This window comes from Oscillatoria sp. FACHB-1406, assembly GCF_014698145.1.
In the GTDB taxonomy this organism is placed as follows: domain Bacteria; phylum Cyanobacteriota; class Cyanobacteriia; order Cyanobacteriales; family Spirulinaceae; genus FACHB-1406.
Genome location: NZ_JACJSM010000030.1, coordinates 25,068 through 41,668 on the forward strand (window position 1 = coordinate 25,068; position 16,601 = coordinate 41,668).

Annotated in this window: 13 protein-coding genes; 6 read left to right on the top strand and 7 right to left on the bottom strand. The window is 48.1% G+C overall.

Translation table 11 applies throughout. From position 1 onward, the window contains the following. Positions 1 to 38: 38 nt before the first annotated feature. Together H6G50_RS21640 and argC are read right to left on the bottom strand one after the other, a co-directional pair. Positions 39 to 782 carry a dienelactone hydrolase family protein gene (locus tag H6G50_RS21640; RefSeq protein ID WP_190721238.1) on the bottom strand — a complete coding sequence of 248 codons (744 nt, stop codon included), beginning with the start codon at positions 780 to 782 and terminating at the stop codon, positions 39 to 41. A 225-nt stretch (positions 783 to 1,007) separates the two neighbouring features. Beyond that, positions 1,008 to 2,066, bottom strand: coding sequence for an N-acetyl-gamma-glutamyl-phosphate reductase (argC, locus tag H6G50_RS21645; protein WP_190721240.1), 1,059 nt, complete (start codon positions 2,064 to 2,066; stop codon positions 1,008 to 1,010). Positions 2,067 to 2,360: 294 nt separating this feature from the next. Here argC and H6G50_RS21650 point away from each other — a divergent pair, with 294 nt between their 5' ends. The 3 genes from H6G50_RS21650 to ribBA all read left to right on the top strand — a co-directional run bounded on the left by H6G50_RS21650 (position 2,361) and on the right by ribBA (position 4,710). Next, positions 2,361 to 2,624, top strand: a complete 264-nt coding sequence (locus H6G50_RS21650; protein ID WP_190721242.1) for a type II toxin-antitoxin system Phd/YefM family antitoxin — start codon at positions 2,361 to 2,363, stop codon at positions 2,622 to 2,624. A 3-nt stretch (positions 2,625 to 2,627) separates the two neighbouring features. Continuing rightward, a complete protein-coding gene (locus H6G50_RS21655) occupies positions 2,628 to 2,942 on the top strand; it encodes a type II toxin-antitoxin system RelE/ParE family toxin (protein WP_190721244.1) in 315 nt (104 codons plus the stop codon). 100 nt (positions 2,943 to 3,042) lie between these two features. Then, positions 3,043 to 4,710, top strand: coding sequence for a bifunctional 3,4-dihydroxy-2-butanone-4-phosphate synthase/GTP cyclohydrolase II (gene ribBA, locus H6G50_RS21660; protein ID WP_190721246.1), 1,668 nt, complete (start codon positions 3,043 to 3,045; stop codon positions 4,708 to 4,710). On the opposite strand, the gene H6G50_RS21665 is transcribed toward ribBA, so the two are convergent. Continuing rightward, a complete protein-coding gene (locus H6G50_RS21665) occupies positions 4,700 to 5,410 on the bottom strand; it encodes a hypothetical protein (protein WP_190721248.1) in 711 nt (236 codons plus the stop codon). The genes ribBA and H6G50_RS21665 overlap by 11 nt on opposite strands. 234 nt (positions 5,411 to 5,644) lie before the next feature. Between H6G50_RS21665 and H6G50_RS21670 the strand changes: the two genes are divergently transcribed. Then, entirely contained in the window at positions 5,645 to 6,289 is a 645-nt protein-coding gene (locus H6G50_RS21670; protein ID WP_242032935.1) for a hypothetical protein, read from the top strand. 158 nt (positions 6,290 to 6,447) lie between these two features. On the opposite strand, the gene H6G50_RS21675 is transcribed toward H6G50_RS21670, so the two are convergent. Together H6G50_RS21675 and H6G50_RS21680 are read right to left on the bottom strand one after the other, a co-directional pair. Then, positions 6,448 to 7,086, bottom strand: coding sequence for a ThiF family adenylyltransferase (locus H6G50_RS21675; protein WP_190721250.1), 639 nt, complete (start codon positions 7,084 to 7,086; stop codon positions 6,448 to 6,450). Positions 7,087 to 7,126: 40 nt separating this feature from the next. Continuing rightward, a complete protein-coding gene (locus tag H6G50_RS21680) occupies positions 7,127 to 8,797 on the bottom strand; it encodes a transglutaminase domain-containing protein (RefSeq protein WP_190721252.1) in 1,671 nt (556 codons plus the stop codon). Positions 8,798 to 9,296: 499 nt separating this feature from the next. On the opposite strand from H6G50_RS21680, the gene H6G50_RS21685 reads away from it, so the two are divergent. Then, positions 9,297 to 9,635: a XisI protein gene (locus tag H6G50_RS21685; RefSeq protein WP_190721254.1), complete on the top strand. Its 339-nt coding sequence runs from the start codon at positions 9,297 to 9,299 to the stop codon at positions 9,633 to 9,635. A gap of 117 nt (positions 9,636 to 9,752) precedes the next feature. Here the strand turns inward: H6G50_RS21685 and H6G50_RS21690 are convergent, their stop codons facing one another. Together H6G50_RS21690 and H6G50_RS21695 are read right to left on the bottom strand one after the other, a co-directional pair. Beyond that, entirely contained in the window at positions 9,753 to 10,193 is a 441-nt protein-coding gene (locus H6G50_RS21690) for a hypothetical protein (RefSeq protein ID WP_190721255.1), read from the bottom strand. Positions 10,194 to 10,200: 7 nt separating this feature from the next. Continuing rightward, entirely contained in the window at positions 10,201 to 11,490 is a 1,290-nt protein-coding gene (locus tag H6G50_RS21695) for an AAA family ATPase (RefSeq protein WP_190721257.1), read from the bottom strand. Positions 11,491 to 11,922: 432 nt separating this feature from the next. Between H6G50_RS21695 and gltB the strand changes: the two genes are divergently transcribed. Next, the gene (gene gltB, locus H6G50_RS21700; RefSeq protein ID WP_190721259.1) at positions 11,923 to 16,503 is read left to right on the top strand and encodes a glutamate synthase large subunit; all 4,581 of its coding nucleotides are present in this window, start codon (positions 11,923 to 11,925) and stop codon (positions 16,501 to 16,503) included. The last annotated feature ends 98 nt before the right edge of the window (positions 16,504 to 16,601 follow it).

Below are 16,601 nucleotides of genomic sequence, written 5' to 3' on the forward strand. Positions count from 1 at the left end.
AATGGGGAATTCGGTAGCAGGGGATAATTGATGAGAGTTTAATCCTTTAAATTGGCAAATAATTGCAAAACCTTTTGCCAAGCATCGGTAGCCGCTTCGGGATTATAGCTGGCGCGGCGATCGCAGAAAAACCCATGATCCGCCCCCTCATAACGGAAGATTTGATGGGGTATTTCGTACTTTTGCAATTCCGCCTCGATTTGGTTAACCTCCAAGGCGGGAATGCTCGCATCTTCCATCCCAAAAAAGGCATAGAGCGTTCCTTGAATTTCCCGCGTGCGCGAAATCGTCGGTTCGCCACCACCGGGAGTTAGGGTAGCAATTCCCGCGCCGTAAAATGAAGCCGTTGCAGCAATATCGGGAAGCGTCGCAGCGAGATAGGCGACGTGACCGCCAAAACAGAAGCCAATACAGCCAAATTCCGCTTTTTTAACTTGGGGCAAACTTTTAAGGGTATCGATCGCGCCTTGGATATCTGCGAGCAATTCTGAAGCGCGGGTTTGTACCTTATACTTGCGACCGATTTCAATATCCTCCGACGTATAACCCACCTCGAATCCAGGGGCTTGGCGCTGATAGATAGCCGGTGCGATCGCGGCGTATCCTGCCGCCGCTAATCGGCGCGTCACGTCGCGAATATGATCGTTTACCCCAAAAATCTCCTGAACGACCACTACCCCCGGAAAAGTCCCTTCTCCGGACGGTAGCGCGAGGTAAGCATCCACCTCGATATCGCTGCTGCGGACTTTAATATTCTCTGTTTTAATCTCTCGATCGCTCATCGCAAACCCTCCCTATCTTGCTCAATCATTCGTAATTCGCGGTCATTGAGACTTCGGCGCAAGCGATCGCTACAAGTCAGTACGAGTTAGAAGATTCGGTAAGGTGGGCAGCGCCCACCCGCCAAAACATTTGGTGCGTTTAGAAACAGATGTTCGCGCTTCAAGTAGCGCGGTAACTTCGTCCCACTCAGTACGCTGAGTTTAAACTCGCCGAAGCACCATATCCTACGGGTAAAAGGCTAACTCCGGCAACCCTAACGTTTCCGGCCATCCCATCATAATGTTCAAGCATTGTACCGCTTGACCGGATTGACCTTTAATCAAGTTATCCAATGCCGACATAACAATAACGCGATCGGTGCGCATATCGACTTCGATGCCGATATAGCAAGCATTCGTGCCAACCGCCCATTTCGTCTGAGGGTACACCCCATTAGGAAGAATGCGCACGAAAGTAGCAGAACGGTAAAAGGCTTTGTAGATCGTCATCAGATCGTCTCGTACCAAACCGGGATCGCGCAACGTTGCGTAAATTGTCGTTAGCATCCCGCGTACCATCGGGATTAGGTGCGGCGTAAACTGTACGTGAACCTCCTGTCCGGCTAATTCATTGCAAACTTGCTCGATTTCGGGGGTATGGCGATGGGCGGCAACGCCGTAAGGCGTGAGACTATTGTCGGCTTCAGCGAGTAGCAGGTTGGTTTTCGGCTGTCTGCCGCCGCCAGAGGTTCCGGATTTCGCATCGATAATCGCGGTTTCGGGAACGATTAAGCCTTGTTTGAGTAAGGGTGCAATCCCGAGCAAACTCGCGGTGCAATAACAGCCGGGACAGCCGACGAGGGAGGCGTTTTGAATCCTCTCGCGGTAGAGTTCCGGCAGCCCATAAACGGCAGTAGATGCGATCGCGCGATCGTTGCGTTCTTTTTTATACCAAGTCGTATATGTCTCTAAATTCGTAAAGCGATAGTCCGCCGATAAATCGAGAACTTTACAGCCCTTCTCTATCAAAGTTGGAGCCATATCGCAAGCCAAACCGTTTGGCAATCCGATAAAAACAACATCGCATCGCTCGGCGACAACTTCCAAATCTATTTTTTCAATAGTGAGATTGAAGCAATGCTCTAAATGCGGGTAGAGATCGCCAAAAGACTTCCCCGCACTGCTATCTCCCCCAATGTAAACCAATTCAACGTAAGGATGATCCAGCAACAGCCTGACTAGCTGCACGCCACCGTAGCCCGATGCTCCAATAATGCCGACTTTAACTCGTTCTGGTTCGCCCATAACGCTTGTTCCCTTCTATAAAAACGTTTCATAAGGCCCTGAAAGCTGGGCTGCATTATTGTAGTATCAATCTTGAAATTTGGGAGCAGAATTTTTGACAGATTTGAAATTTCGCGCCAGTATTCCGCCGCTAGCTGTCAATCCCGGTTAAAGATGAGAAGAACCGCGCTGTACTCATAAGACCTACGCGCCCCCTACCCAAACAAACGGGCTACAATATGAAAAACTCTGTTCCCTCGTAATGTCTTTCGCAGTCCAACCGTCGAACTTCTTTCAATTTTGCTTGACTGACCCATGTCTAAACAACTGACCATCGCTCAGGCACAACAACAACTTCCCAACTTGCCCGAGGAATTGGAGCGAGAACCGATTCTAATCGCTCAAAATGGGGTTCCAGTTATGGCAGTAATAAGCTATCGACATCTCACAGAACTGCTGGAAACTTTAGATATTCTCTCAGATAGCGAATTCGTTACAAAACTGCGTCATAGTATTACCCAAGCAAGCGAAGGGAAAACGGTTCCCTGGGAAGATGCCAAAGCCCAGTTAAAATTATGAGCGATGGAGCCAATCCAATACGAGATTCGACTTACACCGCTGGCGCTGGAAATGTTAGCGGCAGTCCGAGATCGACGCGAACAGGAAAAGTTGCGCGATCGCATCGAACAACTCAAAATTGAACCGGAAAAACAAGGTAAGTCTCTTGTAGATAACCTTTCGGGGTTTCGGAGTATTCGAGCCGTCGGACAGCGCTATCGCATCGTTTATAAAATCGAGAGAGATCGAGTTATCGTTGTTGTGGTTGGGATTGGGAGGCGTAAAGAGGGCAGTAGGAAAGATATTTATACCCTTTTAGAAAAACTATTAGACCTCTAAACCGATCGCGCCGTTCGATCGCTAAGCGTCAAGGGCAAGCAATCTCGCTAACTAAACGGCTACAATTTAAAAAAAACTCTTCCCTCGAATGTCTCCCGAAATGTCGCCTACTCTCAGCTTTCAATTTGATTCCATTGAAGATGCCTTAAGCGATTTGAAGGCAGGGCGAGTCTTGGTGGTTGTCGATGATGAAAATCGCGAAAATGAAGGGGACTTAATCTGCGCGGCCCAATTTGCCACCCCCGACACGATTAATTTTATGGCGGTGGAAGCGAGGGGTTTAATCTGTCTGGCGATGACGGGAGAACGCCTCGACCAACTGGATCTGCCCCTCATGGTTGCGAAAAATACCGATTCCAATCAGACGGCGTTTACGGTGAGTATCGATGCTGCACCGCATTTGGGCGTAGGTACGGGGATTTCTGCCGACGATCGCGCCCGTACCATTCAAGTTGCGATTAACCCCGCCAGCCGTGCGGAAGATTTGCGCCGTCCGGGTCATATTTTCCCGCTGCGCGCAAAAACTGGGGGCGTTCTCAAACGTGCCGGTCACACCGAAGCGGCGGTGGATTTGTCGCGATTGGCGGGGTTGTATCCGGCGGGTGTTATCTGCGAAATTCAAAATCCCGACGGTTCGATGGCGCGTTTGCCGCAATTGGTGGACTATGCCAAAAAGTACGACCTCAAGCTGATTAGCATTGCCGATTTGATTGGCTACCGCCTTCAACACGATCGCTTCGTTTATCGGGAGGCGGTGTGTCAGTTCCCCTCGCAATTTGGCAATTTCCAACTTTATGCTTATCGCAACGTTCTCGATGGTACAGAACAGGTTGCAATTGTTAAAGGGCATCCGAGCGAATTTCATCACCAACCCGTGATGGTGCGGATGCACTCGGAATGTTTGACGGGGGATGCGTTGGGATCTCTGCGTTGTGATTGTCGGACGCAGTTGCAAGTCGCGCTGAAAATGCTGGAAGCCGAAGGTAAGGGCGTTGTGGTTTATTTGCGGCAAGAAGGACGCGGAATCGGGCTGGCGAATAAGTTGAAGGCGTACTCGCTGCAAGATATGGGGTTGGATACGGTGGAGGCGAACGAGCGTTTGGGATTTCCGGCGGATTTGCGCGACTATGGGGTGGGGGCGCAAATTTTAAACGATTTGGGGATCGGAAAAATTCGCTTGATTACGAATAATCCTCGCAAGATTGCCGGGTTGAAGGGTTACGGGTTGGAGATTGTCGATCGCGTTCCCCTTTCAATCGAAGCGACGGATTACAATTCAGCGTATTTAGCCACCAAAGCGCAGAAGCTCGGCCATATGCTGATGCAAACCTATTTAACCACGGTAGCGGTGCGTTGGGGCGATAATATTCCGACAGCAGTCGAGCGTTACGAATGTTTGGAGGAGTTGCGCTATTTGGTGCAGGGAACGTCTAAGTTTTTGTTGCAGGAGGAAGTACGCCCCGTCGCGATCGCGCTTTTCGGGCAGCCGTCTTTAGTCGTTCATGTCGGTTTCGACCGTTCTCTCCTCGTCTCAACGGATTGGTATCGCAACCCCGAACATCCTTATGGCATTGCCATTGCAGACATTCTCGATGAATTGCTGGGCTGGGAGAAAGTACGAGGATTGGAGTTTTTAATTTCCCCAGGCGACGATCCGATGACGGGGTTGCAGGTGCAGTTGGAACGGCAAACCTTTGCTGACGACGTGCGGCCTTCTTCGTTGCGCGATCGCTGGACGACGCAGACGATCTACAGTTTTAACCGCTAACCTTCGCCCGACGCTGTTTCCAACCGGCAAGCGCTAATAGGGTTAAGCCCGCGATCGCGCTTGGTTCTGGCGTAGACTTGACAGGTTGCCCATCTGGTGTATGTTTGGACTTGTAAGCGGGGAAGCCAGGGACAAAAATATTTTCAAATCCGAGCAAGTAGTCTCCGCTCATCTTACCATCCGCGATCGGATAATCGATGGAAGGGTAATCGAGACAATTCAGCGTTGCCGGACATCGATAAGCGCGGAACTGTTCGTACCACTCGTACAACCCTCCAAACGGTTTTAAGTCCATATGGACATCGCCTTTATAAAAACGAAATTCGTGCAAGAGAATATCCTCTCCATAAAAATTCGCCGGTTGCGCGGGCAATCTTCCGGCAACAAAAGTCCAGAGATTATCCAACTTAAACTCTAAATTGTCCCACGTTGCCTTAATTGCGGTAATCTCTGACAAGTAGCCGTATTTAAAGTAGGTCAACAAACCGTCCCCATTGCGATCCTCTCCAGTAAATGTCACTGTTAAACGACTCGCACCAACACTGCCCTGCAATAAAGGGTTGTAGTCGAACCGATCCTTGGGTGTCCCGACGACTTGCGAAAACTCAAAAGTCGCAGCATTGGCCCCTACCGTACCTAAGACGAGGCAACTTGCCGTTGCCATTGCAGTTACAACAGCCCTCAATTCTAAAAACTTCATCTTTCAATATTCCCCTTTATTCAAGTGTTGCGCTCGTACCGCTCTTAGTCGCAATCTCTGCAAAAGCGATCGATTCCATCTCAATTTATCGCAATTCTGCCTCATCTTTATGTCTTATCGAACAGTTCTTCAGGATTCTAAAGGATATCTGTTTGAAGGACTTGGGGAACTTGATTTTCTATTCTATAAAATAAAAATCCTACGGCTTCGAGGAGTGGGGAGTGTCAAGGTAAGATGTTTAAAGATCGAAATAGCGTTGCCGAAGTTAACCTTATAAAAATGGAATCTTTTACGCTCATCGAGCAAGCCGCCCAATATTTTAAAGGTACTGCGACTCCCGCACCTGCCCGAGTGGTTGAGGCGCTTCTCGAAGCGGAAAAAACAGCAAGACAGACGCGGTTTCGCCCTCAGTTTGAAGAATTAGTGGGAACTTGGCGCTTGTGCTTGATTACGGGGACGAAACGAGCGCGAGAACGGGCGGGAATTGCTTTAGGGGCGGGGCGCTACCTGCCGCGTTGGGTGAAAATTTGCATTTCGTTTCAACCCGCTGCGATCGCGGACTTAGACCCGACAATTATAGCAGGGCGTGTGGAGAATTGTGTAGAAATTGGCGCATTGAAGTTAAGCTTATCAGGCCCGACGAAATGGTGGCGCGATCGCAACCTTCTTGCTTTTGATTTTACTCAAATTAACGTACAACTTTTTGGCAAAACGTTATACAACGGCAAGATTCGCGGTGGGGAGGAGAAGGAAGCCAATTTTTATAGCGAACGGATTGGCAAACAAGCCTTTTTTGCTTATTTTTATACCTCAAAAACTGCTATTGCCGCGCGGGGAAAAGGAGGGGGATTGGCTTTGTGGGCAAGGGATAATGGATAATGGATAATGGATAATGGATAATGGATAATGGATAATAAAATGATTTTTGAGTTAGCAGTGGAATCTATCGATCTATCTATGTTTTCTGGCGTAATTCGTAATTCGTAATTCATAACTCATAACTCATAACTCATAACTCATAACTCATAACTCATAATTCATAACTCATAATTCTTAACGGCAAAGTCTCCGAGGGTGATGGTATAACTCAACTGTTCGCCGGTGGCAATGTAGCGAATGATAACTTCGCAGGCGACAGCGACGGTGAAGAGAACGAGGTTGCGCGCGAGGGGATAATCGCACACATCGTCGTTGGCGGGGGAGGGAACGCGGTAGCTTTCATTCCAGATAATTTCGGCGTAGTCGGAGGCGAGTCCGACGTGCAAGGCGGGAAGGTTTTCGGCTTGGCAGTAGTCTTTGACGGCTTGGCGAGCGGTACTATTGTCAAAGGTATCGATCGCGAGATGGCAATTTTTGAAGAGTTGGCAGCAATTATCGGGCGCGAGTTCTTTCGTTTGCGCGTCTAAGGCAATTCCTAGGGCGCGATATAAACTGTTAGCGAGAATTTTGGCTTTGTAAGCGCCGACATCGGTTTTATAGTAAGGTTGAGTCGAAAGGTTGCGTTCCTCAATGCGATCGCGATCGATAACGCGCAACCTCCCGAAACCCGATCGCGCCAAGTTTTCCGTTATATTAGCCCCCAATGCGCCCGCACCGCAAATAGCGATCGGGAAGGCTTGGATTTTCGCCATCACTTCGGGGGTACGATGCAGTTGTTCGTGGAAAAAGAAACTCATCGCAATTTTGCTCCCGAGATTCGCTTTCTTTATCCTTAAACTAAGGTTTTAACTCTTCTAGGATCGTAAACTGAACGTGATTAAGAGAAAGCGAACCAATCGAAGCGCGTTCTTTGGTTACGGGTTCTCCCTCGCAGCGGAGGGTTTCAAAGGAGACATCTTTAGCCATTTCGGCATGATACCAAGCTAAACCCATAAAAAAGCGCGTTGGATAAGGCCCGCCTTCAATAATATCGTCGGGATTCGATTCCATTGGCAGCCAACCTACGCCGGGAAGGTAAAATTCCATCCAAACGTGGTTAAAGTCCGGTTCGAGGGGGATGTTGTGCTGTAGGGGGTGCGGCGGACATTTATAGCGCCCGACGGTACGACAGGCGATTCCGTTGAGTCGGGAGAGGGCGAGGAGTATCCCGAGATATTCGCCGCAGGAACCGACTCCGCGCGAGAGGGCAACATCGGGTGGATCGATGTAGGGTTTGATGCCGTAGGATAAGCGATCGTAGACGTAGTTGCGGATGCTGTACATTTGGCGCAGAAGGTTGGTTTCGCGGCGAATGGCTTCTTTGGCGGCACGGCGAATGGTTTCGGTTTCCATTGCTAAATCGTCGTCGTCGATGAGGTAGCGATCGCGGTATTCTTGAGAGAGTTCGGGTAAGTCCTCGACATCGCGCGGCCCGATTTGGTATTTAATGCCCCACATTTCGAGTACCGCTTTCCAACCAAAGATATAGCGTTCCTCGGATTTAAAAGGAGAGAATTTAAAAACGGCGATGCGCTGTCCGTCTTGGATTTCTTCGGTGAAGGGCAGTCCGACGGCTTCGACGCTGCGGATTTTTTGGCGGGGCGTTTCAGCGGGGAGGGCGATACGCCATTCTAAGTCCGGGAGTTCGAGGACTTCGAGGGGCGAAAGTTCTTCGACGTAGGACATTTCGACGAGATAGCCGTTGGAGAGGGCATAATTATTTTCGCGATCGTAACGATAATAGAGGGGATGAATGAAGGTGCGATCGCGGTATTGTAATTCGTAGTTGGGGTTAGCGTTGGGGTTGTCGCGAATGTAGGGTTCTTTGTAGGCGTAGGCGACGTAGAGAACCTCTTCTCCGGTTTCTGCGTCGGGATAAAAGGTTAAGCCGGTGGGATTTTCGATGGGCGTTAGTACGTTAAAGATAACATCCCCCGTGGCGCGATCGAGACAGTAGACGGTTTGCTCGATATCGTCGCACAACCACAGTTCCTCACCTTTAACCGTAATCCGTTCCATCCCGATTCCCGGCGCGTAGAAGCGGGTGATTTCCCGCGCGCTATCCCGAGAAAAGACGACGATATAACCCGCTTTTTGGCAGGTAACGTAAACGGTGGAGTCCCACACCGCTACGCCATTCGTCGCGTAAGAAAGACTGACAAAGCGTTTGGGCGAGAATTCGCCATCGAGGGGGCAGTAAAAGACGCTATCGTCCCGAGTAAACCATAGCGTATCGCCCGCGATCGCTAATCCCGTCGCCCCCACAAACTCCCGCCAAGACTTGGGGTTGACAATCGTCGTGTTTTCTGTATATGGATCGATTTGCAAGAGATAGCCGTTTAGCGAATCGAGCGCGTATAGAGAATTGTTATAGAAAGCAACTCCGTGCAGACTTGCCGCAGCAATCGGGCGCAGGGTTTTCAGACTAACTCGTTTATCAACAGCGGAAGGAGAATGCTCGGAAATCACGATCGCGTTTGAGATAGGGTAGTGGCATAATTACAATCACCAACTGTAGCACTCTCTGCCACTTCAATTTGTGTTCGCCAGTAACTTTAACTGAGAGTTTAGGCGAACGACGGGCGAACGGTCATTTTCCCCTACTTTTTTTCCCAATGATATCGGAAAAGCCACGATGCGATCGAGCCATCGATTAGCCTGAGTTCTCTCTCATCGAAATTATTCTCCTCAGTTCGCGCTCGCAAGACCCTCGATGCGGCTAAATTCCTTAACCTTATTCGTTACAAGGGTTAAACTGCAATTAATAACTTCCCGCTTTCACTTCAAATCATTCACGATGGCTAAAGATCGTTATCATTATAGAATGAAAAGTAGGGTGTGTTAGCGAAGCGTAACGCACCGTTATCCTGAAAATTCAGGAGAGTTAATTCTAGGCAAAGTTATCGTAAATTGGTATAAAAATAATTGTTTACAATATTCAATCGGAGGAAATTCTATCATGTAAGAAATGACAGAGAAGCTGAAAAAATATCAACAAATTGTGCAGCAATTATTGAGAAACTACGCAGAAGTGAAGCCTGCTTACGGTGAATTTGAAGTCGAGACTATTTTTGATACCGAGCGAAATCACTATCAAGTCGTACATCTCGGTTGGCAGAACAAACGTTGGGTGCATCATTGCCCAATGCACCTCGATATTCGCAATGAAAAAATCTGGATATTTTATAATTCAACAGAACACGATCTTGCAGCAGATTTAGTCGAGCTAGGCGTACCCAAGCATGATATAGTTTTGGGGTTTTATCCTTCTTTTATGAGAGAGATGAGTGACTACGCAGTAGGCTAGAAGTCAAATTATTTAACAATTATTCTCGCGCAACAAAATGCTCGAGTGCTAATGCTTCCGCTCTTTCGGAAAGTGCAGGTTGCTGCCTTAATTGAGCATATTTAGCAAGCTTAGTAGCTATAAAGTGCTTAAATCGTACTCATCTTGAACATTTTTGATTCGCAAACTAGCATTAAATTTTTTCTTGAATCTTGCTTGCAACTGTTGTATACTTGTAGTTTGTTTTGGAACGCGACTTGAGACAATAAAGCATAATTTTTTTATTGTCGTGGAATCGCTTGAAATAGCTGCAATGGTAGCTTCAATTTGCTTAACAGCGTGATAAACATCGTTACCTTTCAGTTCTATATATATTTCTACTTGTTTGGGAGAAACAAGTGCATAATCACACCGTAAAGTTGCATCGTCAGTAAAGATACAGCCATCAACTTTTACTGTTAATATCTTTTCACGCTTTGGATTCAAAAAACATATTTTGCATTTATTCTTACTTTTTGAGTCTTGTAATACAATTTTAGTATTTTTTGTGTACTGTTCGCATTGAGGAAAGCTTTTCATGAAAACTTTATGTAAAGTCAAGCAATTTATCAAACTCAATCGCCAGGTCGTCAGAAACAGAGTCAATGATCTGGGCATCAATCAACTTTGTTTCAGGACATATAATACTGCTTCCACTTCCGTCTATTAAAACGTAAGCTGATAAATGATCAACATTTAGTGATTTATAGCGCGGTACAATTTTTCCTAGACGCTCGTGTATACTTTCATCTTTTTCTTGGTACAAAAGACCAGCCTGAAGCAAATTATTAAAAGCGGTTAATACATAAGGACTGTGAGTTGTAATGAAAAATTGAAGTTTGTCGTTACGAGCATTAAAGACAGTCGATATTAACTCAACGATATTGCGCTGTGCTTTTGGAAATAAATGGGCTTCTGGTTCTTCAATATAAACGGTTCTACCAGGAGCCGATTCAACTAAGAAGATTAACGCAGGTAACATAATAGTCAGAGGTAAGATTTCCTGTTGACCGGAAGACGAGTTGGCAACGTTAATCCGTCTTCCGTCCTTACTCTCTAGAAAATCTTGACCCTTTACACGCAGATGCTTTCCGCATAAAGAACTTTCTATTAGACTGCTAATTTCTTCTTGAATATCTTTTCTTTCTTTCTTTTCTATGCTATTGCTAGTTTTTGATTCGATATATTTGATGTTTTCATAGATAGAGCCAAAATTCCTTAAAAAAGGATCGACAGCATTATTACTTGAAAGGAACGAAAAAATATTACTCTGAAGATTTGCAAAAAAAGAACGACCGGCAGGAATAAAAAGTTGGAGAAAAGCTGCTTCCTCGCCGATAGTGTTTGATAAGGAGGTTACTAATCGATCTCTTAAAAGTTGCTGTGTTCTAAAAAATACATCAAAGTCTCTATATTGAACTTCACTATCTTCTTTTATTTGTCTATTTAGCTTAAAGAATCTTCTCAAACTTGAAAGCTCTTTTTGGAAAAAGTCAGAATAGATAACACAAACTTTCTCTTTGTTGTGTGCATCTCTTTCAATTGCAATAAATACATCTTCAATTTCATATTTAATAGAGAAAACACCTTCCCCCCAAGACTCTGGCGGAAAAAACTCTTGAAAAACTCTAGCATAGTTAGAGTCTAAAGTTCGTTTTGTTTTTTCATTTTCGATGACAGATACGATTTCCCAAACAAAGCTTTTAAAATAAAACAAAAGCTTTGCACAAATACTTTTGCCACTCGCTTGAGGTCCAATCAGGATATTAACTCGCTTAACTTCAATTTTTAATTCTTTAATGCCAGCAAAGTTATTGATGGTGAGCTTTTCAGTCACGGGAGAGATAACCTAGTATATAAAATCAGTTTTTACGCAATCCTAACACTTAATCCTGCTTTTAACTGGCTCAGCACTGCAATCGTAAAACTGTTAAAAATTGTGGTACGGGTGTATAGAACAAAAAATTGAGTATAATTTCTGCTTTCGAGCAGGTCTACAACATCCTGAAACGAAGACTCTGACAATATCCTTAAGAACCCGCCGCCGCTCGGATTCTTGTACGACAATCCAAAGACTACCGAAAGAGGAGAGACTCCGATAGAACGCCGTATTGTCGGGACATAGCACTGCTATGCCCCCAACAGGGTTCGCCAGTAACGATCGCGCTGTCCAGCATTGCGCGATAATAAGCAATCCGAGGGTTAAAAGACTGCGAACGTTATATCCCACAACGTTCTTTATACCTTGCTACTTTAACAGACCGAGAACATGAACAGCCACACCTTCCCCCCCAAACAAGGTTTATACGATCCCCAATTCGAGCGCGACGCTTGCGGTGTCGGGTTCATCGTCCACATGAAAGGCCAGAAGTCGCACGATATCGTCGAACAAGCCCTAACCATTCTCCTCAATCTCGACCATCGGGGGGCGTGCGGTTGCGAACCGAATACCGGCGATGGCGCGGGTATCTTGATGCAGTTACCCGATAAGTTTATGCGAAAAGTGGCAGCAGCGGAAGGAATTACGCTCCCCGCGCCGGGAGAATACGGCGTAGGCGCAATTTACGCTTCCCCCGATGCTGAAGTTCGAGCTAAAGGACGCAAACGCTTTGAGGAAATGGTTGCCGAAGAAGGGCAAAAAGTCCTCGGTTGGCGCGACGTACCTACGGATAATTCTTCCCTCGGCGAGACGGCGAAAGCGAGCGAACCCTTTATGCAGCAAGTGTTTATCGCTCGCGCTGCGGGGTTGGACGAGTTAGCCTTCGAGCGCAAACTCTACATCATTCGCAAGCGTACCCATGCTGCGATTCGCCGCGAGCATAACGATACTTTTTGGTATGCGGCTAGTATTTCTTGCCGTACTTTAGTTTATAAGGGAATGCTGATGCCGGTGCAGGTGGGGAACTATTACCCCGAACTGCATGACTCCGATATGGAAAGTGCGCTGGCGCTGGTACACTCTCGCTTCAGTACCAATACTTTCCCCAGTTGGGAGCGATCGCACCCCTACCGCTACATCGCTCATAACGGCGAGTTTAACACCCTGCGCGGCAATATTAACTGGATGCACGCTCGGCAATCGCTGTTCGAGTCGGAACTGTTCGGCGACGACCTCAAAAAAGTTCGCAATACGATTAACCTCAAAGGGAGCGACTCTAGCATCTTCGATAATACCTTCGAGTTGCTCGTTATGGCAGGGCGATCGCTCCCCCATGCGATGATGATGATGATTCCCGAACCGTGGACGGCGCACGAGTCCATGAGTGACGAGAAAAAAGCCTTCTACGAATACCATTCCTGCTTGATGGAACCCTGGGATGGCCCAGCTTCCGTCGCCTTTACCGATGGTACGACGATTGGGGCCGTTCTCGATCGCAACGGTTTGCGCCCCTCCCGCTACTACGTCACCAAAGATGACTTGGTAATTATGGCTTCCGAAGCGGGCGTTCTCCCCATCGAACCCGAGCGCGTCGCCCGCAAAGGACGACTGCAACCGGGGCGGATGTTCCTCGTCGATATGCAAGAAGGACGCATTGTTGCCGACGAAGAACTGAAAAATAGCATCGTCACCGCCCATCCCTATCGTCAGTGGTTGAATGAGTATAAAGTCGAACTCGCTCAACTCAAAGATGCCCCTGTTTCCACTGAAGAGAAACTGCCCCTCATCCAACGGCAAACCGCCTTTGGTTACACCTTTGAGGAACTGCGGATTCTGCTGACTCCGATGGCGCGCGATGGCGTAGAAGCCGTCGGTTCGATGGGAACCGATACGCCCCTAGCAGTGCTGAGCGATCGCCCCAAATTATTGTACGATTACTTCCAGCAACTCTTCGCCCAAGTCACCAACCCGCCCATCGACTCCATCCGCGAAGAAATTATCACTTCCGCCCAAACCACTATCGGTTCAGAACGCAACCTCCTCGAACCGAAACCGGAAAGCTGCCACCTCATCTCCCTCGCCACGCCGATTCTCAGCGATGCAGAATTAGCGAAACTGGAAAACGTCTCGGAGGGGCAATTTAAGTCCGTCAAGCTGCCGATTCTGTTTAACCCCAAAGAAGGGGTAAAAGGCTTAGAAGCGGCAATGGAGGACATTTTTGCCGCAGCAGATCGCGCGATTGCAGAAGGGACGAACCTGATTATTTTAAGCGATCGCGGCATTAACTCCGATAACGCCCCCATCCCCGCCCTTCTCGCCGTCTCCGGACTGCACCACCACCTCATCCGCCAGGGAACTCGCACCCGCGTTGGACTCATCCTCGAATCCGGCGAACCCCGCGAAGTCCATCACATGGCTACTCTCATCGGCTATGGCTGCGGTGCGATTAATCCCTACCTCGCCTTCGAGACGATTGAAGATTTGATTGCTGAAGGTATTCTCAAAGACATCGACGTAAAAACCGCTTGCAAAAATTACATCAAAGCCGCTACTAAAGGCGTGGTCAAAGTTGCATCCAAGATCGGCATTTCTACCATCCAAAGCTATCGCGGCGGGCAAATTTTTGAAGCTATTGGTTTAAACGAATCTGTCATCGAAAAATACTTCACCTGGACGGCATCTCGCATTCAAGGAGCCGATTTAGACGTATTAGCACAAGAAGCGATTCTTCGTCACGCTCATGCTTTCCCGGATCGCCCCAGCAACGGTCATACCCTCGATGTCGGCGGCGATTACCAATGGCGAAAAGACGGTGAAGCGCATCTTTTTGCACCGGAAACGATTCATTCCTTGCAAAAAGCGGTGCGTACCGACGACTACGATACTTATAAAAAGTATGCCGCTTTAGTCAACGAACAAAACGAAAAATTCTTCACCCTGCGCGGCTTGTTGAAATTTAAACCGAGTCAAGCCATACCGATTGAAGAAGTCGAACCTGTTGAAGCGATTATGAAACGCTTTAAAACCGGGGCGATGAGTTACGGTTCGATTTCCAAAGAAGCGCACGAAAGTCTCGCGATCGCGATGAATCGTATCGGCGGAAAATCGAATACTGGCGAAGGCGGTGAAGACCCGGAACGCTATACTTGGACGAACGAAGAAGGCGATTCTAAAAATAGTGCGATTAAGCAAGTTGCCTCCGGACGTTTTGGCGTAACTAGCCTCTATCTTTCCCAAGCCAAAGAGTTACAGATTAAGATGGCACAAGGGGCGAAACCGGGTGAAGGCGGTCAACTTCCGGGTAAGAAGGTGTATCCTTGGATTGCAAAAGTGCGCCACTCCACCCCCGGAGTCGGTTTGATTTCGCCGCCGCCGCACCACGATATTTATTCGATTGAGGACTTGGCGGAGTTAATTCACGACTTAAAAAATGCCAATCGCAGCGCGCGGGTTAACGTGAAATTAGTCAGCGAAGTGGGAGTGGGAACCATTGCCGCTGGCGTAGCAAAAGCCCATGCTGATGTCGTGCTGATTTCCGGTTTCGATGGTGGAACGGGTGCATCGCCGCAAACTTCGATCAAACACGCCGGTTTGCCGTGGGAGTTGGGGTTAGCAGAAACGCATCAAACCTTGGTTTTAAATAACTTGCGATCGCGCATTGTAGTTGAAACCGACGGACAATTAAAAACCGGGCGCGATATTGCCATTGCCGCTTTGTTAGGGGCCGAAGAATTTGGCTTCTCCACCGCGCCCCTCGTCACCTTGGGCTGCATTATGATGCGCGTCTGTCATTTGAACACTTGTCCGGCGGGAATTGCCACCCAAAACCCCGAACTGCGGAAGAGTTTCATCGGCGATCCCCAACATACCGTGAATTTCATGCAATTCGTCGCGCAAGAATTGCGGGAAATTATGGCAAAATTAGGATTCCGGACGTTGAATGAGATGATAGGACGGACGGATCTGTTAGAAGCGAAGGACGCGATCGCGCACTGGAAAGCCAAAGGCATCGATCTTTCGCCGATTCTGCATCAACCCGAAGTTGCCCCCGAAGTCGGGCGTTACTGCCAAATCGCGCAGGATCACGGATTAGAGAAATCCCTCGATATGACGGTATTATTAGATCTGTGCAAAGGCGCGATCGAAAACGGCGAAGAAGTCGAAGCCACCCTGCCGATTAAAAATATCAACCGCGTCGTCGGTACGATTCTCGGCAACGAAATTACCAAACGCCACTGGAAAGGACTGCCCGAAGATACCGTTCGACTTACCTTCCAAGGAAGTGCCGGACAAAGCTTCGGTGCATTCGTCCCCCCAGGAGTCACCCTCAAACTCGAAGGCGATGCCAACGACTACTTCGGTAAAGGCTTATCGGGCGGCAAACTCATCATTTATCCCGCCGCAGAATCCAGCTTCGTTCCCGAAGACAATATCATCATCGGTAACGTCGCCTTCTACGGCGCAACCAGCGGCGAAGCCTATATCAACGGCATTGCCGGAGAACGCTTCTGCGTCCGCAACTCCGGCGTAAAAACCGTTGTTGAAGCCGTCGGCGATCATGGTTGTGAATACATGACGGGTGGTAAAGTCGTTATTATCGGCCCCACCGGACGCAACTTTGCTGCCGGGATGAGTGGCGGCGTAGCTTATATCCTCGACGAACAGGGCGATTTTGCGACGCGCTGCAACACACAGATGTCCGACATCGAAGCCCTCGACGAAGAGGACTTAGCCACGGTGCGCGAGATGATGGAGAAGCACAGCAAGTATACCAACAGTCCGAAAGCCGCGCGCTTGCTGGAAAACTGGGAGGAAACCGCGTCGAAGTTCGTGAAGGTAATGCCTCGCGATTACAAGCGCGTGTTGGAATGTTTGAAAGAAGCCGAAGCCTCCGGTTTGAGTGGGGATGATGCGCTTTCTGCGGCGTTTGAAGCCAACGCCCGCGACTTAGCTCGCATTGGGGGAAGTTAGAAGCGTTTGAATACAGTGGCGTGACACACCTAAAGATGTGGAATAGATTCTTGGAGTATGCTACGAAAATTAGTAATAGGCATCACTTCATATCTCCA